The organism is Natrinema caseinilyticum (genome assembly GCF_024227435.1).
GTDB lineage: Archaea > Halobacteriota > Halobacteria > Halobacteriales > Natrialbaceae > Natrinema > Natrinema caseinilyticum.
This window is the reverse complement of sequence record NZ_CP100445.1, coordinates 3,326,110-3,345,836: the sequence shown is the minus strand read 5'-3', so window position 1 is coordinate 3,345,836 and position 19,727 is coordinate 3,326,110. Positions and strand designations below refer to the sequence as shown.

18 protein-coding genes are annotated in these 19,727 nt (G+C 64.6%); 10 read left to right on the top strand and 8 right to left on the bottom strand.

What is annotated here, in order from left to right:
* Window positions 1–12: 12 nt before the first annotated feature.
* Both NJT13_RS16445 and NJT13_RS16440 read right to left on the bottom strand, forming a co-directional pair.
* On the bottom strand, window positions 13–1,797 hold the full coding sequence (locus NJT13_RS16445; protein WP_254522714.1) for an ABC transporter substrate-binding protein: 1,785 nt from the start codon (window positions 1,795–1,797) through the stop codon (window positions 13–15).
* A gap of 228 nt (window positions 1,798–2,025) precedes the next feature.
* Window positions 2,026–3,120, bottom strand: a complete 1,095-nt coding sequence (locus NJT13_RS16440) for an archaeosine biosynthesis radical SAM protein RaSEA (RefSeq protein WP_254522713.1) — start codon at window positions 3,118–3,120, stop codon at window positions 2,026–2,028.
* Window positions 3,121–3,283: 163 nt separating this feature from the next.
* On the opposite strand from NJT13_RS16440, the gene tgtA reads away from it, so the two are divergent.
* On the top strand, window positions 3,284–4,768 hold the full coding sequence (gene tgtA, locus NJT13_RS16435; RefSeq protein WP_254522712.1) for a tRNA guanosine(15) transglycosylase TgtA: 1,485 nt from the start codon (window positions 3,284–3,286) through the stop codon (window positions 4,766–4,768).
* A gap of 150 nt (window positions 4,769–4,918) precedes the next feature.
* On the opposite strand, the gene NJT13_RS23235 is transcribed toward tgtA, so the two are convergent.
* Both NJT13_RS23235 and NJT13_RS16425 read right to left on the bottom strand, forming a co-directional pair.
* Complete coding sequence (locus tag NJT13_RS23235) at window positions 4,919–6,589, bottom strand: outer membrane protein assembly factor BamB family protein (protein ID WP_278002240.1); 1,671 nt, start codon at window positions 6,587–6,589, stop codon at window positions 4,919–4,921.
* A 269-nt stretch (window positions 6,590–6,858) separates the two neighbouring features.
* The gene (locus NJT13_RS16425; protein WP_254522711.1) at window positions 6,859–7,113 is read right to left on the bottom strand and encodes a PGF-CTERM sorting domain-containing protein; all 255 of its coding nucleotides are present in this window, start codon (window positions 7,111–7,113) and stop codon (window positions 6,859–6,861) included.
* A 42-nt stretch (window positions 7,114–7,155) separates the two neighbouring features.
* Here NJT13_RS16425 and NJT13_RS16420 point away from each other — a divergent pair, with 42 nt between their 5' ends.
* From NJT13_RS16420 to NJT13_RS16405, 4 genes are all read left to right on the top strand, one after another.
* Window positions 7,156–7,518, top strand: coding sequence for a TRAM domain-containing protein (locus NJT13_RS16420; protein ID WP_254522710.1), 363 nt, complete (start codon window positions 7,156–7,158; stop codon window positions 7,516–7,518).
* A gap of 167 nt (window positions 7,519–7,685) precedes the next feature.
* A complete protein-coding gene (locus tag NJT13_RS16415; RefSeq protein ID WP_254522709.1) occupies window positions 7,686–9,617 on the top strand; it encodes a NosD domain-containing protein in 1,932 nt (643 codons plus the stop codon).
* Entirely contained in the window at window positions 9,614–10,351 is a 738-nt protein-coding gene (locus tag NJT13_RS16410) for an ABC transporter ATP-binding protein (RefSeq protein WP_254522708.1), read from the top strand. The genes NJT13_RS16415 and NJT13_RS16410 overlap by 4 nt, the downstream gene beginning before the upstream one ends.
* The gene (locus tag NJT13_RS16405) at window positions 10,348–11,238 is read left to right on the top strand and encodes an ABC transporter permease (RefSeq protein ID WP_254522707.1); all 891 of its coding nucleotides are present in this window, start codon (window positions 10,348–10,350) and stop codon (window positions 11,236–11,238) included. The genes NJT13_RS16410 and NJT13_RS16405 overlap by 4 nt, the downstream gene beginning before the upstream one ends.
* Before the next feature lie 123 nt (window positions 11,239–11,361).
* Here the strand turns inward: NJT13_RS16405 and NJT13_RS16400 are convergent, their stop codons facing one another.
* Entirely contained in the window at window positions 11,362–11,961 is a 600-nt protein-coding gene (locus NJT13_RS16400; protein WP_254522706.1) for a nitrous oxide reductase accessory protein NosL, read from the bottom strand.
* 323 nt (window positions 11,962–12,284) lie between these two features.
* Between NJT13_RS16400 and arcS the strand changes: the two genes are divergently transcribed.
* Window positions 12,285–14,042, top strand: coding sequence for an archaeosine synthase subunit alpha (gene arcS, locus NJT13_RS16395; protein WP_254522705.1), 1,758 nt, complete (start codon window positions 12,285–12,287; stop codon window positions 14,040–14,042).
* A gap of 335 nt (window positions 14,043–14,377) precedes the next feature.
* On the top strand, window positions 14,378–15,166 hold the full coding sequence (locus tag NJT13_RS16390; protein ID WP_254522704.1) for an enoyl-CoA hydratase/isomerase family protein: 789 nt from the start codon (window positions 14,378–14,380) through the stop codon (window positions 15,164–15,166).
* Between the two features lie 45 nt (window positions 15,167–15,211).
* Here the strand turns inward: NJT13_RS16390 and NJT13_RS16385 are convergent, their stop codons facing one another.
* Both NJT13_RS16385 and NJT13_RS16380 read right to left on the bottom strand, forming a co-directional pair.
* A complete protein-coding gene (locus tag NJT13_RS16385) occupies window positions 15,212–16,111 on the bottom strand; it encodes a glycosyltransferase family 2 protein (protein WP_254522703.1) in 900 nt (299 codons plus the stop codon).
* A gap of 53 nt (window positions 16,112–16,164) precedes the next feature.
* A complete protein-coding gene (locus NJT13_RS16380; protein ID WP_254522702.1) occupies window positions 16,165–16,872 on the bottom strand; it encodes a class I SAM-dependent methyltransferase in 708 nt (235 codons plus the stop codon).
* Window positions 16,873–17,094: 222 nt separating this feature from the next.
* On the opposite strand from NJT13_RS16380, the gene NJT13_RS16375 reads away from it, so the two are divergent.
* The 3 genes from NJT13_RS16375 to NJT13_RS16365 all read left to right on the top strand — a co-directional run bounded on the left by NJT13_RS16375 (window position 17,095) and on the right by NJT13_RS16365 (window position 18,973).
* A complete protein-coding gene (locus NJT13_RS16375; RefSeq protein ID WP_254522701.1) occupies window positions 17,095–17,376 on the top strand; it encodes a MarR family transcriptional regulator in 282 nt (93 codons plus the stop codon).
* Window positions 17,377–17,473: 97 nt separating this feature from the next.
* The gene (locus tag NJT13_RS16370; RefSeq protein WP_254522700.1) at window positions 17,474–18,265 is read left to right on the top strand and encodes an MBL fold metallo-hydrolase; all 792 of its coding nucleotides are present in this window, start codon (window positions 17,474–17,476) and stop codon (window positions 18,263–18,265) included.
* 30 nt (window positions 18,266–18,295) lie between these two features.
* Window positions 18,296–18,973 (top strand): YkgJ family cysteine cluster protein, encoded by a 678-nt coding sequence (locus NJT13_RS16365; protein ID WP_254522699.1) that lies wholly within the window; start codon window positions 18,296–18,298, stop codon window positions 18,971–18,973.
* Between the two features lie 302 nt (window positions 18,974–19,275).
* Here NJT13_RS16365 and NJT13_RS16360 read toward each other — a convergent pair whose 3' ends face one another.
* Window positions 19,276–19,686: a TRAM domain-containing protein gene (locus NJT13_RS16360; RefSeq protein ID WP_254522698.1), complete on the bottom strand. Its 411-nt coding sequence runs from the start codon at window positions 19,684–19,686 to the stop codon at window positions 19,276–19,278.
* Window positions 19,687–19,727: the final 41 nt, after the last annotated feature.

The window sequence follows — 19,727 nt, the reverse complement described above, 5'->3', positions numbered from 1 at the left end:
TGTTCGGTGTGGTTACTGTTCGGTCTCGAGTTGCCAGCGGACGAGATCGTATCCCCACGAGATGCTCGGCTCTTCGGTCGGATCGACGGAATTTCGGTAGCCGTTGAGATCCTTTCCGAAGAAGAGGAAGTTCCACGGCTGCTCCTCGCTCAAGATGCCGAACACCTCTGCGAGAACCGCTTGCCGCTCGTCCAGATCTGTCATCCTGGCCGACTTGGCGAGGCGGTCTGCGATTCCGTGTGGGTCGTCGTAGCCGTACCCGTTTGCCGTGTTCCACGGCTCGTCGGTCTCCCGCCAGTAGGATTCGGTCGCTTCGGGGGCGCGCGGATAGGAATTGCGGCCGACCCCGCCCATCAGATCCCACCGTTGCGCGTCACCCGGTGCCGCGTAGAAGTACTCGTCGAGCATCGAATTCCACGGGACCGGATCGAGTGTCACCGCGAGCCCGAGGTTGTCCTCGAACTCGGTTTGCACGTATCGGGCGATCAGTTTCGTCGACTTCGACGCGTCCGTGAAGACGTAATTGAGGGTGACTTCCTCCCCGTCGCCGTCGACGACGCGTCCGTCCGCGTAGCCGTACTCACCGGGGAGGGACGATTCGAGACGGTCTCGAGCACTGTCCGGATCGTATTCCCACTCGACGACCTGTGAATCGTCGTAGAATTCGGAGTACTCCGGCTGGAGGGTGTGCGCGACGTCAGCGTACCCGTATTCGATGTTTTCGACGATCGACTCCCTGTCGACGGCCATCGTGAGGGCCTGTCGCACTTCCGCCGTCTCGAGTGCGTCCCAGCCGTCGGAACGCATGTTGTACATCAGGCTGTTGCAAAAGACCGTCGGCGTCGGTATGACCTGTACGTCGTCCATCGCCTCGAATTCGTCCGCACGGCGGGCCGGAATGCCCGTATTGGTGATGTCGCCGGCCTGAATGGCGGACAACCGTGTCGACTCCTCGCGCATCACCTGATAGGTCCACTCCTGGATGTTCGGTGCGTCCTCGTAGCCCTCGTAGTTTCGAAGGTAGTAATCGTCGTTTCGGGGCGCGTACATTCGCGATTCGGTCTCGAGTGCTTCGACGGTGAACGCGCCGAGATTACCGGTGTAGCTCAGCCCCTGGATCTCCTCGTCTTTGTTCAACCCCTCGCCGTTTCGCTCTTCGACGTACGGTTCGGCCAGCCCCTTCGGTACGACCGCCTGAAACCCCCAGAGAACGGGTGATTTCAGGAGTCCCGGGAACGGGTCCGGTGTCCGGACCTCGAGTTCGTAGTCGCCGGTTTGTTCGACGTCGAACCACGCCTGCGTATCGTCCTCACCGGCGGCCTCGAACCCGTCCGGGACCTCGTCGACGCCCATTCGCCAGTTGTCGGCCATCGAAACGTTCGCCCAGTTGTCCTCACCCTGGATGATTTCGGTTATCGAATAGACCCAGTCCTCGGCTGTCATCGAACCGTAGGGGGCCGACCACTCGCCGTGTTCGGTGATCGTGAACGTCCACTCGGTGAAGTCGTCGTTGGTCTCGTAGCTCCGAACGAGCCGCGGCACGAAGTCGTCGGTTTCGTCGAACACGTAGGCTGAATCGAGCACGCGAGAGACGCGATTGCCCGAGGTGGTGTCCGTAATCCGAAACACGTTGTAATTCGGAGCCTCGCTCGCCTGGGCACCGGTCCAGTGTCCCACGTCGGTGCCGTCGTCGGCCGGCGAATCGGTACAGCCCGCGAGAAACGCGACACTGCCGATGGCAGCCGATTTCAGCACGTCTCGCCTCCTGTTCTCGCCCGTATTACTATTGGATGGCACACTCGGCAATCAATGATCGTTACTATAATACTTTTCATCATGTTTTAAACTATGGATTTCGAGACGTCAGTTCAGGGCAGAAAGTAGTGAATAAATACGATCATTACCGTCGATAAAGGCGCATAGTTGAATCCGTTCGGGCCCAATTTCCTGGGACCCATCGCTACCGATGCGTCTCGTCGATCGCGGAGTTCGGTGGGACTGCGACGGACGCGAAAACGAGGGGCGCTACCGAGTCACCGGCTGGTTGAAACTCCGTTCGCGCTCGAGGACGGTCTCCCAGGTCAGTTCGCAGTCACAGGATACCTGTTCGAAGACCGTCGGGTCCTGGCGGAGGTCGAAGTCCTTGATGGCCTTCTGGACCAGATCGTCACAGTCCCCGCAGTTGTGGGGACCGCGATCGGAACCGTGGCCGACCGGATCCGAGACCACGATCGCGTCGATCCCGGCCGTCTCCGCCAAGACGTGGGCGACCGACCAGAGCCACGGCGGGCGGTAGCCGTCGTTGAAGTAGAGTTCGTCGACCATCGTGTATCGCTGGACGTTACACGGGTTCATCGAAACGGTGTGACAGCCCTCGACGTCGGCACAGCGCTCGATCGACGAGATCATGTCCTCGACGGCCTCGGATTCGGTCAGAAACGGCGGTTTCATCAGGAGGTAGGCTTTGATCCCCGCCGCGGCGTCGGCGCTCGCGTCCGCCGCTGTCGCTTCCGCGCACGCGGCCTCGAAATCCGCGAAGTCGAAGTACTTGTTCACGCAGTCGTGGCGAACGCGGTCCGTCGCCGTCTCGAGGCCGATCGCGACGTCGGTGTCCAGTCCGTACCGGGTGAAGTCGCCGATCTTCTCCTGGTCGACGAAGTCCGGCAGGGATTCGAGGACGATCCGTTCGCGATCGCCGAAGGTCTCGGCGATGGCCCGGCGGCTCTGTGCGCCGACTTCGCGTTCGTCGAGAAAGGAGCCGGAGGTGTAGATCTTGACGAGATCGGCGGGTTCGTCCGCGTTGTCGGCCTCGTGCTCGAGACAGACGTCGATCTGGTCCATGAGGGCCTCGTGGGGGACGGAACCGCCGTCGACGCTCTCGGCGACGTAGCCACACATGGTACAGCCGCCGGCGCGGGCCCAGCGGCAGCCGCCGGTGTTCAAGATGATCGTCAGGCTCGTTTTGACGCCACCGGGGGTGTTGTCCTCGTCGAGCCAGACGCGAGTCGGCTCGTGGGGGTCGTAACTGGCCTCCTTGCGCGAGCGGATCTCCCGCATCGCCTGGTTGTGGGCGTCCATGCCCTTGCCCTGCTCGTAGACCTCGGGCGTGGGTTTGCTCATTAGAAGACGCAAGCGGTCCGGCGCGTAAAGCGGCTTCGTCTCCGTTCGCCGCGACGTTCGGGACTGCCACACGCCACCGACGACCGGGACGACCGACCGATTTCGGCGCGCTCGCCGACCGGAAACCGTCACGACTTACGTGCGACGGCACAAGGGACGGTCAATGCGCGAGTGCTTCGAACTTCGGGACGCGGACGCCGGCGGTCGCATCGGCGAACTCACCGTCCCGCGTGCCGGCGTCACCGTCGAAACCCCGGCGCTGCTGCCGGTAATCAACCCGAATCTGGATACGATACGCCCGCGTCGGCTCGCCGACGAGTTCGGTGCGGAGATCCTCATCACCAACTCCTACATCATCCACGGTGACGACGCCCTCCGCGAACGCGCCCGCACCGACGGCCTCCACGACATGCTCGAGTTCCCGGGTGCGATCATGACGGACTCCGGTTCCTTTCAGCTCTCGGAGTACGGGGAAATCGACGTCACGACCGAAGAGATTCTCGCCTTCCAGCGCGAGATCGGCTCCGACATCGCCACCCCCGTCGACATCCCGACGCCGCCGGACGTCTCCCGCCAGCGCGCCGACGGCGACCTCGAGACGACGCAGGAACGACTCGAGATCGCCGACGCCGCCGACACGGGCGAGATGCTGGTCAGCGCGCCCGTCCAGGGGTCGACCTATCCGGACCTCCGCGAGCGGGCCGGCCGCCACGCAGCGGGAACCGATCTCGACGTCTTCCCGGTCGGCGCGGTCGTTCCGTTGATGAACGACTACCGGTACGACGACATGATCGACGTCGTCGCCGCCGCCAAACGCGGCCTGGGCGCCGACGCCCCCGTCCACCTCTTCGGCGCCGGCCACCCCATGATGTTCGCACTCGCTGTCGCGATGGGTTGTGACCTGTTCGATTCGGCGGCCTACGCGATCTACGCTCGCGACGACCGCTACCTGACGGTTCGGGGGACTCGAGCACTCGACGACCTCGAGTACCTCCCCTGTTCCTGTGCCGTCTGCACCGAGCACTCGCCCGACGAGCTCCGCGCGCTCCCGGCGGACGACCGCGAGTCGGAACTGGCGGCCCACAACCTCCACGTCACCTTCGCCGAGATCCGCCGAATCAAGCAGGCCATCCGCGCCGGCGACCTGCTCGAACTCGTCGAGCAACGCGCCCGCGCTCACCCGACGATGCTCGACGGGTATCGCGCGTTGCTCGACCACGCTGCCCAACTCGAGCGCTCGGATCCAGTCTCGAAAGGGTCGTTTTTCTACACCTCCCACGAGAGCGCGCGCCGGCCCGAAGTCCTGCGCCACCAGAACCGCCTCGAGCGACTCGCCGTGCCGGACTCGCTGTTGCTCACCGTCGACCGGTCCGCACCCGACGACGGGTTCGACGAGGTCTGGCGAGTCCAGCCGCCGTTCGGCCCTTTCCCGAGGGCCCTCTCGAAGAGCTACCCGCTCACCGCCGAAGTCCCGACGCGGACCGATCGAGCGGCGCTCGAGGCCGCGGCCGACGGCGTCGCTCGGCTCGTCGACGCGAACCCGAACGCGTCGGTCACGCTCGCGCATCGAGGGTGGCCCGCGAGCGCCCTCGCGACCGTCCCAGAATCGGTCGAACTACTCGATCTCCGGTCGACCGACGGCCGGTGACGAGCTGACGATCTGAGAATCCCCGGTGCACACCCACACATCTGCGAAACACCGCGAGAACACGACGGCGCCCCGCTATCGCCGAATCGTCGGCGCCCCGTACCGCGCCTCGAGGCCGGCGAACATCCCCAGCGGACGGACGGCGCGAGGTCAGTCCTCGGCCGACCCGTCGTCGTCCGTCGTGTCCGTGTGCGGGTTGAACCGACGCGAGGCGAGCGCCGCGCCGCCGCCCATGACGGCGAGACCGGTGAGGGCGCCGAGCGGGTTGATGTCGCTTAAGATACCGCCCGTCGATTTCGTACTGGCGGGAGCCGCGGATTCGTTCTCCGTATCGTCTGCGGTACCGATAGATTCGTCGCCGGATCCGTCGGCGCCGCCGGAATCGGACCCCGAGCCGCCAGCGCCGGCGGACCCGTCGCCGGACTCTCCCGAGCCATCCGGGCTACCGGAGCCACCGGACCCATTCGAGCCGCCGGCGCTTTTGGAATCGTCGCCGGAGCCACCGGACCCACCCGAATCGCCGGAGCCGTCGGAACCGTCGCCGGAGCCGTCGGCCCCATCCGAGCCGTCGGAGTCGTCGCCGGAGCCGGAGCCGTCGTCCGGAACGTCGTCGGACGACGCTTCCCGAATCGCCGTCACGCCGTCTTCGCTCACCAGATAGATCGTCGTTCCGCTGAGAGCGAGACGGGCGAATCGGTCCGTAGGGCCCACCTCGAACCGCCACTTCTCGATCCCCTCGTTCGTGTCCAACGCGACGATCGAACCCGATGCCGACCCGGGTTTCGAACACTGTGCCGGGGAGTAGACGTAGACCGTATCACCGACGAGGACGGGCCGAGTGCTCCCGATCGACCACTGGTGGATCGTGTCGCCGCTCTCGAGGTCGACCGTCTTCAGACCCGTTTTCCGGTGGCTGGTAACGGCGATGTCGTCGCCGAGCGCAAAATTGCTCCCGCCGTGGGTGAGACGGATATCCTTGGTCTCGGAGTCGTAGATGGTCGCGTCAGTCCCCCCGAACGCGGTGGATTCGGTCGCGATGGCGGTCGAATTGGCGGCGATCGACGTCACGGTGCCTTCCATGGCGCTCCCGAACTGGTCCACCGTTTCACCCGTTTTCGGATCGAGCACGAAACAGGACTGAACCGTCGCGACGTAGAGCAGTTCGTTGGCTGCGGCCGTCCTGAAACGGGGAGCCTCACACCCCCACATGTTTCCCGTGGGCTCGAGTAGCTCCCGGCGCCACCGGATCGAACCGTCCTCGGCCTCGAGGGCGTACAACGATCCATCCACGGTCGCGTAGACCGCGCCGTAGGCCGCCGTCGGTGCGGAGGCGTATGCGCCACCGATGTCGCTTTGCCAACAGCGACTCCCGTCCGTCGGATCGAGTGCGACGATTTCGCCGTCGCCGTCGAGGTAGAGTGTCTCGTCGGCTACGACCGGAAACGTACCGCTCACGTCGGTCGTGCTCCACTCGATCGAACCGTCGTCGATGCGGCGGGCGACGACACCGTCACCCGTACCCATGTAGATGAAATCGTCCGTGATTGCGAATCCGTCACAGCCACACTCGACCGTCCACGCGACTTCGAGGCTCTCCCCGTCGATTTCGGGGCCCGCTTCGAAGAAACACGTGTTCCCCTCGTTTCCTCGATACGACGTCCAGCCGGGCGGGGCCACCGTTTCGGTGGGTGTGTTCGGATCCTCGCCCTCGTCAGAAGTCTCGCTTCCGTCGGAAGCGTCGGATTCGGGTCCCGTGTTGGCGCTGACGCTATCACCGGCGGTAGCTACCCTGCCGGCGATAGTTGCCCCAGCCCCCGTCATCAGGAGGCCGCGCCGATTGCATCTCGACATACACTGAAGATTACAAACAGCGTATATTCATACACACAATCTAAGTAGGTTGCACGTTGAGCAACATAACTCTGAACGGGGTCGAGGTGCCCGTATCCGCGGATCTTCGCTGAATTGGGGGCCGCGACTGACGAGACGTGTCCGATCCTCGAGTCGTGTAACTCGCTTCCGGTATCGCTCCCGTTGTCGTGTTCCCGACCGACCGAGTCGGTCACAGTCCGCCGCCGTCTGAACCGGGCTCAGTCTCTCTCAGTCAAGTCGTCACTCGAGGCGAGGCGACGAGCGGCGAGCACCGACCCGCCGACGGTACCTGCGAGGCCGACGACAACGCCGAATCCGGGCGTCTTCTCCGGGTCGTCGGCGTCGTCTTCGGACCCGCTCGAGTCAGTCGCAGCGTCGCATGAATCGCCGCTGTTTCGCTTTACTGCAAATTGCGTACGCGCGAACGAGCGGCGCGCCTCTTCCAGCACCGCATTGCCACCGTCACAGGCCACCAGTACCGCAACACCAAAGACCCCGGCGGAACCGATTCGAGTATGCTTGGCCCAGCAATGATCGGCGCGGGCGGACTCGCCGTTCTCGTGGTCGGCTCGTTGCTGTTCAAACGAGTTCGCGGACGGAATCGATCAGCGGACGAGCGGCGCTCTCTGGAACGGCACGAGGCGGCTCAGAAACGCGACCCGCCGGTCGACATCGGCGACACCGTGACGGTCGCCGTTCACGAGTTCAGCGACCACCACTCGGGCGAACGGCGGGCGGTCGGCAAGGTGGAGGGATTCGTCATCTTCATCGAAGACGTGCCCGACGAGTGCGAGGTGGCGGACGTGATTCGGGTCACGATCCTCTCTTTCAACCGCGGTCACACGTCGGCGACGGCGCGATATCTCGAGACCGCGTAGAGACGCCGGCGCCCTCGGGACGTCGGATACCGACGAAACGCGACGGTGATCCCACGACCGCGAGAAGCGCGTTCGAGCGACTCTGGCGGGGAATTCGCTGGGCTCGAGCGGGCTGGTTCGAGGCGCGGACCAGACGTTATATTTTCTCCAGGCCCGAAGCAGTGGTCGTGATCGATCGTTCTGCCAGTACTCTCTTTCTGGGATTTCTCGTCGTGGCTGCAGTCGGTGTCGCTGGCCTCTTCGTCGTCGACGTGGGTTCGACGTCACCCGATCCCGTCGCGTTCGACGACACGGTCTCCGTCGGCCTCACGCTCGAGGCCGAATACTCGCTCGACGAATCGGTCGAACTCCCCCGCGCTCAGGTGTTCTATTCGCAGTACCAGTACGTCGTCGGCTACTATGGCGTCGAAACGTTCGTCGAAAATCAGCGCCAGCCGGCCCACGAACAACGATTCGGCTATCCGCTGACGGTGTACGTATCGGATTATAGCGACACGGGGATCGAGTTGACCAGCCAGGGGTATCCCGTGACGGATCGTTCTCCCGACTGGACCGACGCCGAGACGGCGTGGTACGTCGTCGGTAGCGACGCTCGAACACCGGCCGGGAGCACCGTCGTTCCGTTCGCCGACCGCGATGACGCGACGGCGTTTACCGAGCGCCACGGCGGCACCGTTCGGTCGTGGGACGACGTTCTCGATCGTTCGTTCGAGCGCGACGACGCAGCGCTCGCTCGCGACCGCGTCGACGACAGGCAGCGACTCGCGGACGAGCGCCTCGAAAATGCGTCGGCACTCACCGACCGACCGACGTCGCTGGTCGTCGGCGAAGAGACGGACACGGTCCAGGAGGCGGTCGAGCGGGCACCGGCGAATACGACGGTCGTAGTGCCCGCGGGAACGTACGACGAGAAAATCGAAATCGATCGCCCGCTCTCGCTCGTCGGCGAGGGCAACGCGACGCTCCAGGGTAATGGGAACGGTTCGGTGATCACTGTCACCGCCGAGCGGACCGCGATTCGAGGCATCGATATTACCGGCGTCGGGAACGTGACGAGAGAGGGCGGGGAGTTACCCGTCGAAATCGACGAGCAAGCGTGGGACGCCACGTTCACGAAATACTACGCCGGGACCGATGCCGGAATCGCAGCCTACGATGCGACGGGGCTGGTCGTCGAGAACGTCGGCATCGAGACGCCGGCGAGCGGGATCATCGCCTACCAGAGCGACGACGCCGTCGTCAGGAACGTCACTGTGACGGGCCCGGACGATCCGACTGAGGGGCTCGCCGGTATGCTGCTGTTCCAGTCACCGGGCGTGATCGAGGAGTCGACGATCTACGGCACGCGAAACGGCGTCTATCTGTACCGGTCTCCGGAGACCGTCGTGCGATCGAACACGATCGAGAGGAACTACCTCGGCGTTCATCTGATGCACACGGGCGATAGCCTGCTTGCGAACAACGTCCTCCGCGAGCAGCCGAGCAACGGTATCGTTATCATGACCGGCCCCGAGCGAAACGCGATCGTCGGCAACACGATTTACGACGCCGAATTCGGGCTGAGCCCCGGCGGGAGCGGATCCTACGTCGCGGAGAATCTCATCGCGGACAACGAACTCGGCCTCCACATCGACTCGACCACATCTATCTACGAACACAACGTCATCGCCGGCAACGACGTGGGTGCAGAGGCGAGCGCTATGTTGCCGACGAACCGCGTCGTCGGCAACGATTTCGTCGAGAACGACGTCCACGCAACCGCGATGTCCGGCCCGCTTCGGGTCTGGAGCTTCGAGGGACGCGGGAATTATTGGCAGGGCGCTGCCGGCATCGCCAGCGGCGACGAGTCCGATCTGTCGTACTCGCCGACGGACCCCATCGACAGACGCCTTCACCGGACTGACGGCACGCCGACGCTCGCCCGAGCACCGGCACTCGAGGCGCTGGCCGGACTCGAGGGATCGGTTCCCGGGATGCGAACCGGGAGCATCGTCGACAGGGCCCCGAGTTGCGAGCCGAACAACCCGGAATTGCTGAACCGAACCGAATGGGCCGACGACGCCTGGACCTGTTACGAAACGACCCGAGACGATCCATGACCGATCACACACCCGTCCTCGAGGCGACCGGTATCGACTACGACTACGGGACAGTCTCCGTCATCCGGAACGTCTCGATGACCATCGAGCGCGGAACGGTGACGGCCCTGATCGGACCGAACGGGTCCGGCAAGACGACGCTCATCCGCGTCCTCACGGGACTCAACGAGCCGACGGCCGGCGAGGTCGCGTACAACGGCCCCGACACCGCACGACAGATCGGATACCTCCCACAACGACCGGCGTTCCGACCCGGATTCACCGCCCTCGAGACGCTTCGGTTTTACTCGTCGCTCGTCGGCGGCGACGAAACGGACGCGTCGACGGAACTCGAGCGGATCGGACTCGAAGACGCGGCAGACCGGCCGGTCGAAGCGCTATCCGGTGGGATGACGCGACTGCTCGGCATCGCTCAGGCGACGATCGGGAACCCGCCGATCGTCGTTCTCGACGAACCGGGCAGCGGACTCGATCCGGGAATGCGACTGCACGTCTTCGACGTCGCGGAACGGCTCGCGGACGACGGGATCGCGGTCCTGTTGAGTTCGCACGATCTGGAACTCGTCGAACGGGTCGCCGATAACGTGGTGATACTGGCCGACGGCGGCGTCGTCAGGGAGGGATCGGCGACCGAGTTGCGGGAGCGACTGGGGGTCGACTCGCTGCGACCGGTCTACGACAACGCCATCGGTGGCGAGCGTGATACCGTCCAGGTTCTGGGTGACGGCCGATGAGCGCCGACACGAACCCGACGAGAGACGCCACCCCCCGACGCGACGAGTCCGGTGCCGGTCGCACGACGACGGCTCCCGGCTCGAAACGCATCCTCGAGACGATCGTTCGACGGGAGCTTCGGACGATCGTGCGGACGCGAACGTTCTTCGTCCTCGGCGTCGCCTTTGCCGCCGTCGTGTTCGGCATCGCGTGGATCAGCGGGAGCGTCCGCGGCGGGTACGTTCCGACGCTGGTCGACTTGCTCACGCCGATGGAGTTGCTCGTTCCGGTCGTCGCCGTCGCGTTCGGCTATCGCGCCATTCTCGGCGACGCACAGCGCGGCGAACTCGACGTCCTGAAGACGTATCCCGTCTCGAGCCGTCAGATCGTCCTCGGCGTCTACGCTGGGAGAGCGGTCGGCCTCGTTACCACGCTCGTCGTCCCGCTCGTCCTCGTCGCGGTGACGGTCTTCGCCGTCGAAGACGAGGGACGAACCCTCTACGCCTCTCACTCGGGCGTCGACTCGCCGATCCTGTTCGCCCGATTCGTCGTGCTGACGATACTGTTCGCACTGGCCGTCCTCGCCGTCGCCATCGCGATTTCGGCGATGGTCAGCAGTACGCGAAGCGCGCTCGCGCTGTCGGTCGTCGCACTCGTCGTCCTGCTGGTCGGACTCGATCTGGCGCTCGTCTACGGATTCTCGGCCGGGATAATCGGTGACAGTGCGCTCATCCACGCGCTCGCGATCAGCCCGCTCAGCGCGTACAGGGGGCTCGTCTTCGAGAGCGCCATCGTCGTCGCGGCGGGAACCGGTCCGGCGGCGGCATCGCCCATCTCGAGTCTGCTGAGTCTCGCCGTCTGGACGACCGCGTCCCTCGGAATCGCGATGTCGCTCTTGAACCGGTAGCCGACAGTCGCCCGCTGAACAGGGAGTCGTCGTCGCGGGCGGGGCGGGTCTCGGACGGTCTCCAGCCCCGGCCCGCACCCGCCGTCCTCGAATCGGAATTCGCTCCGGTTTCGATCGCGCGGATCAACCCATCAGCGACATTATCAGTTCCTGTGTGATTTCGTCGTCGACGTAGGTCTCGCCGCCGTACTCGGATTGGAACTGGTCGGCATCGTCGGCGTCGCCGAACGGGATGATCGATTTCCCCATCGCACCCTCCACGTCGCTGTCCGCGATCATCGTCAGTTCCGTGACGTCTCCGAACGTGTCGGCCTCGAGGTGGCGAGAGATGACCGTCCGTTGGCCGCTGTCGTCGACCTCGTAGTCGACCGTCGAGTAATCGGTCAGATAGGAGACGCCGGGTTCGCTCTCGCTTTCGTGGTCGAAGCCGAACGTGTACAGACAGAGCGTGCTACAGAACTGCGCCGGACGGTCCTCGTCGAGGATCGCCGTCGGATCGTCGTAGTGGGACTGTCCGGCCGGTCCGGGATGGCTCCCGATTATCATCGTGCAGTTATCGCACGCCTGCTCCGGATCGATGCTCATCGGGTCGGGAACGTTCTCCGACTCCTGGCCGCCGAAACAACCGGCCATCATTCCGATACCGGCAGCCCCAACGCCGCCCAGAACTGCTCGACGCGTCACAAAACGTCCTGAACCGGTAGGTTTGGTCAGCTTCTCCATATGAGAACGTAGGTAGGTAGCGGTAAACGTCGTCTGGTCCTTTTGACGAAAGCGCGAACCGCCCCGGTACCGGAACAACAGTGAGTAAGTCTGTGATGCAGTCTGGATCGACGTGTCCGATTCTCGGCTCTAGTGCAGTGACGGAGGAGGACCGCCGTCAGCAACCCTACTCGCTTCGCTCACTGAGGAAGGGGCTTAGCGCATCAATCGAGCTAACTGATAGGCCAAGCAATACCAATAACTGTAGACTGGAACGCGCTCGGCTCGAGACAGCCGCCACTCGCTATCGACAACCTCTTTCGCTCGCCCCGGTCATATCGTGTATGACCGACTCCTTCGAAGTACACGCGCGCGACGGGGCGGCGCGCGTGGGCGAACTCCGCCTCTCCTCGCCGATCACGACCCCCGCGCTCGTCGACGACGTCCTCGAGGATGCGGGTTCGCTCTGGAGCGCGGACCGCGAGGTCCCTCCCGGAGACGAGTCCGCGCTCACCGTCCTTCCGCACCGAGCGTTTCCCGGCGGCACCGCCGAGGAAGTCCAGGACTCGTTCGCCGTCGGCTACCCGGACGTCGACTACCCCAGCGTCGCCGTCGTCTCGAGCGAACACGTCGAAGACCACGGTACTGACGCGTACGCTCTCTCGAACGTGCAGTCGGTACTGGGACACGGCGCTGCGCTCGTCGAGGCCGTCGTCGAGGTCCGCGAGGCGATTCCGACCGACACCGCGTTGCTGTTCTCGGGCGTCGCAACCCCCCGGAACGTCGCCCTCCTGGCCTACGCCGGGGTCGACCTGTTCGACGAGACCGCGGCCATCGTGAAGGGAACGGAAGGTCGATACCTCACGACAGACGACGCGTACTTCCTCGAGGACCTCGACGAACTCCCCTGCTCGTGTCCGGCCTGCCAAGGGCCCCGCGAGTCGTTCACCCGGGAGGACTGCGCCGAGCACAACGTCAACGCTCTCGCGGCCGAACTCGCGATCGTCCGACGGCGGATCCGAGACGGACGGCTCCGCGATTACGTGGAAGGGCAGGTGCGCCACGATCAGTGGCTTACCGCCGCGATGCGCGAACTCGACTCGCAGTGGGAGTACCTCGAGCGACGAACGCCGATCCTTCGGGACGCCCTGATCAGTGCCGCGACCGAGGACACCCTCCGCCGGGTGGAGATCCAGCGATTCGCAGACCGGGTGACGACCCGGTACCGCAACCGGTTCGAGAACCCGCTCGTACTCGTTCCCTGTTCGGCCGCCAAACCGTACAGCGAGTCCCAGAGTCACCGCCAGTTCCACGACGCCGTGCAGTGGCGCGCCCACCTCGTCTCCATGACCAGTCCCATCGGCGTCGTTCCGCAAGAACTCGAGACGACCTACCCGGCACAGCACTACGACACCGTCGTCACGGGTCGCTGGTCCGAAGACGAGAAATCGTTCGTGAGCGAGGTCCTGCGGCGCTACCTCGAGCGCAACGAGTATGCCGACGTAATCGCGCACGTCCCCGACGAAGGGTACCGGGACATCGTCGAACGCGTCGAAGATCGGCTCGAGATCGATGTCACGTACACCGTTCCCGAGGGCGGACATCCGACCGACGAGACGTCGCTCGCGAACCTCTCGGAGTCGCTGTCGGGCGAACTGAAGTATTCGAAACGCGAGCGCGAACACAATACCGTCCGCGCCATCGCGGACTACCTGCTCGGCGACGGCGCCGGCGACGACCTCTTCGGCGACATTCGAACGACCAGCCGGTATCCGAAAATTCAGGTCCGTGACACGGCGGACACCCAGCTCGCGACGATGGTTCCGCAGTACGGGACGCTTTCGTTTACCCTCGCGGGCGCCCGACGCTGGCTCGAGAGCGACGCGCCGGTCAAACGCGTCGAGATCGACGGCTTCGTTCCGCACGGGAGCGTCCTCGCACCGGGCGTCGTCGACGCCGACGAGGAGATACGCGTCGGTGACGAGGTGATCGTCGACGGGCCGAGGGCCTTCGCCGTCGGCCGCGCCGAAATGTTCGGGCGTGAAATGGCGGAGAGTACACGCGGCGTCGCGTGCGAGATCCGCCACGTCGAGGAGAAGTAGGCCACGGTCGACCCGTCCGATTCGGTCCCGACTCTCCGCCGAAAACTGTCACAATCCGTTGGGACGATTTTTGATGCATTCTCGGCAATACGGACACCGACGGCCGTTTACAAATCCGTTTACGGAGTGTTCACATTCCGGACACTCCCAGATTCGAGAATCTGGTAGGTTCGTCACTGTCCGGTGCTGATTCCGACGACTCGGATAGGTGTTTCCCCGCATTTCGCGAGACGAAACGGCTCGAAAGACGACCGTCCTCGCGGCGATCCGCTCGAGGGTTTCGACAGCACGGCCCCGCGCCGGAGTATTATAAGGCCGGCACACGACTTCTCCCCATGGAATCCATCGGCAACGGATTCGCGACGATCGACTGGAACGGCCACCGCGCGGACGTCGTCCTCTCGAGGCCGGACAAGCGAAACGCGATGACCGTCGCGTTGATGCGTGACCTCATCGAGGCCTTCGAGCGGGTCGACGCGACCGACGACGTTCGAGCGGTCACCCTCCTCGGGGAGGGGCCCGTCTTCTCCGCGGGGATGGACCTCAACATGATGCGCGACCGCGTCGAACCGGAAACCGGGATCGACCGCGACGTGTTCCCGACGCTCCTCGAGACGATCGAGACCACCCGCCAGCCGGTGGTCGCCGGAATCAAGCGAGCCGCCCTCGCGGGCGCGTTCGAACTCTCGCTCCCCTGTGACTTCCGTCTCATCGGCCGGGACGCGAAATACGGGTTGCTCGAGGTCGCACTCGGAACGTTCCCCCACGGGGGCGGCACCCAGCGCCTGCCCCGACTGGTCGGACTCTCGAAGGCGAAAGAGATCGTGTTGACCGGCGAACTCGTCGATCCCGACGATGCCGCCGACATGGGACTGGTTCACGACGTCGTCGACGCCGACGCGGTCGACGAGCGGACGAAAGCCTTCGCCGATCGACTCTGTGATAACGCACCGCTGGGCCTTCGAAACGGAAAACGGGCGCTCAACGCCGCACTCGAGATGCCCCTCGAACACGGACTCGAGTACGAACGGCAGTTGGGACGCGAACTCGACGACACCGCCGACTACCGCGAAGGGTTCGAAGCCCGACTCGACGACCGAGAACCCGAATTCCGCGGCGAGTGAGTCGAGTCCCTCGGTCGACGGATCGAAACCGGTGTCGGATCGAAATCAGCGCCGATCGTATACGTGAACCGCTCGGTCGTGTCGTTTCGAGAGGCCGTGGGGATTTCGCCGGCTCGTTTGATCGGCGTGCCGTGCGCGAACGCCGTCCCAGAACCCGCGCGCGACGTTTTTGGCAACGTCGGCTCCGTCGGACACCCAGCCCGTCGGCGTCGCGTCTCCGGAGGCGAGGAGCCGTGCGCCGGTGGCACCGTCGCGGACGGCGCTCCCGACGATGCGGCCGAGGATCCGCGGTCGCAATCCGTGATTCTTCGCGAGTCGGTACGACATCGACCGGTAGGTCGTTCCCCAGTCGGGATCGGTCCGCCCCCCGTCGGTCCCGACCTCACAGCGGACGGCCATCGTCGCGTCCCACAGAACCTCGAAACCCAGACCGGCCACCCGATTGGCGGAGTCGCGTTCGCTCTCTTTCTCCAGATACTCGTCGAAGCCGTCCAGCGCTTCGAGAACCTGTCGCTCGAACGCGACGTTGTCGCCGTGGAACTGCGTCACCCGTTGGCTCCACATCTCACGTTGCGATCGGAGATCGGATCCGACCGGACCTCCGGTAACCGGACCGGTAACGACGTCCGTTTCGTCGCCGATCCCGTCCTCGATGGCCGGATACCAGCCGTCGTCGATCGTGTATTCGCCGTCGAGAAACGCGACGACGTCGCCCGTCGCCTGCTCGAGGCCCGCGTTTCGCGACACGTTTCCGTTCCGCTCTGAGATCTCGACGAGAACGTCGACGTCGTCGCGCTCACGGACGACGCCGGTCGTTCCGTCGGACGAGGGCCCGTTGACGACGATAATCTCGGTCGACCGTGGCGTCCGCGCCGAAAGCGAGTCGAGACACGACAGCAGCCGCTCCCGGTCGTTCAGCGTCGACACAACTACCGAGAGCTCCATGCGGTCTGATAGGGGCTCCTGATAGTAAATAGATGGGTTTCCGGCCGGATCGCTCAGCGAACGTGCGCGTTCCAGTACGAGACCGACGCGAAATGGTCCATGACCGGCAGTTCGCCGACCCATTCGTCGATCGCTCGCAGCGGTGACGCGAGCGCGTTGGGAATCGAGCGATACAGACCGTACGGAAGGAGGAAATCGTCTTCGACGTCGGCGAGCGTCAGATCCGTTTTCGCGAGGAGGACGGCTACTTCGCTCTTCGAGTAGAGTCGCGACCCCATCGGGAGCGCCCAGTTGTAGACGCTGCGCGTGGAAAACCGATTGAACGTATCGAAGACGATCTGATCGCGGGAGACTCGCCGCATCTCACGCAGAAACGCCTCCGGGTCGTCCGCGAGGTGGAAAAACCGCATCGCGATCACGGTGTCGAAGTGATCGTCCGGAAACGGCAGTCGGCCCGCGTCACCGCGGAGGAATTCGAGCGAGCCCGAGATGTCTGCGTTCCGAGTTTTCTGGCGGCCTTGCTGTAGCATCGCTGCCGAAATGTCCAGTCCGACGACGTCGGCCCCCTGGTGGGCCAACATGAGCGTAAACCGCCCGGTACCACAGGCGATCTCGAGTACCTTCCGATCCTCGACCGGCATGATGGCCTCGAGAACGGCATTCTTCTCCCGGCTATCGATGAGCTGACCGCCCCGGGAAAACCGCTTGTCGTCGTATTCCTTGGCGACGTCGTCGGCTTGGTACCACTCCTGTCCTTTCACACTGGGCGAATCTACTATCGTGCGGGGATAAAACGATACTGGAGTCCGTCAGCGAGGTCCGTCGAAATCGATCCCCGATCGGCCCGGTTCGTCGGGCCCCGTCAGCAAAACGGTGACTGCGTATATCTGTGTTAATAGCACATTCATATGCCTTATACAAACTGGATTATTCGTATCCACATATAGGGAAGCTTTACCATCGCCGATTCCGCTTCCGTAGATATGAGCACGAGTACAGCGGAGGACCCAGGTGCGGTCACCGAGGAAACGTTATCCGAGGACGAATACCGCGAGCGGCTCCGCGAGTTACCACCGAGCGCGAAGCTCATCGCCAAGGTGCTGGAAATCGACTCCCCGCTCTCGCAGGGCCAACTCGCCGAAGAATCGCTGCTTCCCGACCGAACCGTCCGCTACGCGCTCAATCGACTCGAGGACGTCGGGCTGGTCGGTTCCCGGTACAGTTTCCGGGACGCTCGGAAGCAGGTTTACTTCCTCAAACACTGAGTCTGCGCCGCGGAGAAACGGACCGCAGTCACACCGCGGTTGCTTCCATCTCGAGGCCAGCCGATACCCACTTTTCCGTTCGGTGAGACCTCGACGTATGGACGTCCGCACCCGCACCGTCCCGGTCACGACGCGCGCGCCAAGCGGCGACACGAACGCGTATCTGCTCGGAACCGAACCGGCGATTCTCGTCGATCCGGCGGCCCGAACCCCGGCGCTCGATCGACTGATCCGCGATCATCGCGTCGAGCACATCCTCGTCACCCACACGCACCCCGATCACGTGGGCGCGGTCGACTCGTACGCGGCTCAGACCGGTGCGACGGTCTGGGCACGGTACGGTCGCACCGACCGGTTCCGCGACGCGACCGGTCGCGAACCCGACCGCACGTTCACCCCCGGGACGACGATTCGGCTCGGAGACGCGGCCGTTCGGATCCTCGCCGCACCGGGACACGCGCCGGACCACGTCGTCCTCGAAGCCGGCCCCGGCGGTCCGATCCTCTGTGGCGATTGCGCCGTCCGCGAGGGGAGCGTCGTCGTCGGCGCACCCGAAGGAGATATGCGTGCGTACGTGACCTCGTTGCGCCGGCTCTGGGCGATCGATCCGCCGGCGCTCTATCCCGGCCACGGTCCCGAAATCGACGCCCCTCGCGAGACCATAGAGCGACTCCTCTCCCACCGAACCGAGCGCGAACAGCGCGTCCGCGAGGCCGTCGCCCGGGGAGCCGAAACGCTCGACGAGATCCTCGACGGGGCCTACGAGAAGGAGCTTTCCGGCGTCCGCGACCTCGCACGGGCCACCGTCGCAGCCCACCTCGAGAAACTCGACGTCGAGGGTCGAGTGACGTGGAACGGACGGCGAGCGTACCCGCTCGATGGCGACTAACTTTTCCGCATCGACGGACTCCTCTCGGGTGTGCGATCACTCGAAGCCGAACTCGAGCAGGCCCGTTCCCTCGCCGTCGAGGACCTCGCGGACGCGATCGAATCGATCGGCTTCGAGTGTACCCGCTGTGGTGCCTGTTGTACGGGGCACGGCGACGACCGCCACACGGCGACGGTGTTTCCCGACGAAGTGCGCGACCTCCGGGACGGCGACGCGACCGGCGAGACGACCCGCGACTGGCGCGACGTCGCGCGACCGATGCCGTACGGCCTCTCGGCGACCGACGACGGCGACCTCGAGGGCGAAACCTTCGAGTGGGCCCTCCAGACCGACGGCTGCGGCGACTGCGTGTTTTACGAGGAAGACGACTCGGGGGCCGGCGCGTGCGTCGCCCACGACGATCGACCACTCATCTGTCAGACTTACCCGTTCAGCGTAGCGCTCGCGGGCACGAGCCAGCCGATGGGCGACGCCGTCGACGAGGACGGCGTGGTCCGTGCACACGAGTGCGAGGGACTCGGCCGCGACATCTCACGGGCGGACGCCGAGGCGCTCGCTCGCGCGCTGAAAGAACGCGCCGTGCAAGAACTCGAGGAAGCGATCGGCGTCCGAGACACCTACCGGCCCGCCGACCCCGCCCCCGGCGAGGTCGTGGTTCACGACTCCGAGGGCGCGAAACGGGAGGACGGGACCCCGCTCGAGGAGTAACGGACGCCTCGCGGGCCTCGTGGGAGCCACACCGGCGGTGTGTACACGATACTCTCCGGTCTATCGAACGGTCACGGTCGGACCCAGCGGTGTCGACGTCGAACGTGGCAGGAAACGCATACCGAGAGATCGGGTCGCAGACGTGCGGGACGAACGGGTCGAACCAGGTGAGGGGAGACGGAGAGACACGACCGCCCGGACGGCGCGCGTCAGCGAACGCGCCCGCGGCGTGCTCGGCTTTTCCGTCCCGGTCGGTGGTTCGCGTCCGTCGCGAGCGAATCCGAGGCGTAAAACGGTCGTTCCTAGAACGTCTCCTCGATGATTTCACCGACGGCGAAGTTCGACTTCACTTCGGTCACTTCGATTTTGACGCGTTCGCCGACGTCGGCACCGGGGACGATGATGACGTACCCGCGTTCGACGCGAGCGATTCCGTCGCCCTGCTTGCCGATGTCCTCGATTTCGACGTAGCGCGTTTCCCCGACGTCGACCGGCGGTTGCGGTTCGGACGGCGCAGTTTTCGGCTGAGTGGTCGCCGTGCCCTCCTCGGCCGGTGTCTCCTCCTCTCGTGAGATGAGTGCGACCCGGTAGGTCTCGCCGGGGTCGATATCCCCGGTTTCGACCTCCTGACGGGGTACTTCGATGATGTATCGGTCCTCCTCTTCCGAAACGTCCGTACTGAACAGACACAACAGTTTTTCAGATATTTCCACAGGTAGACCCTCTATTTCACCTCTGATTCCCATCCATAATA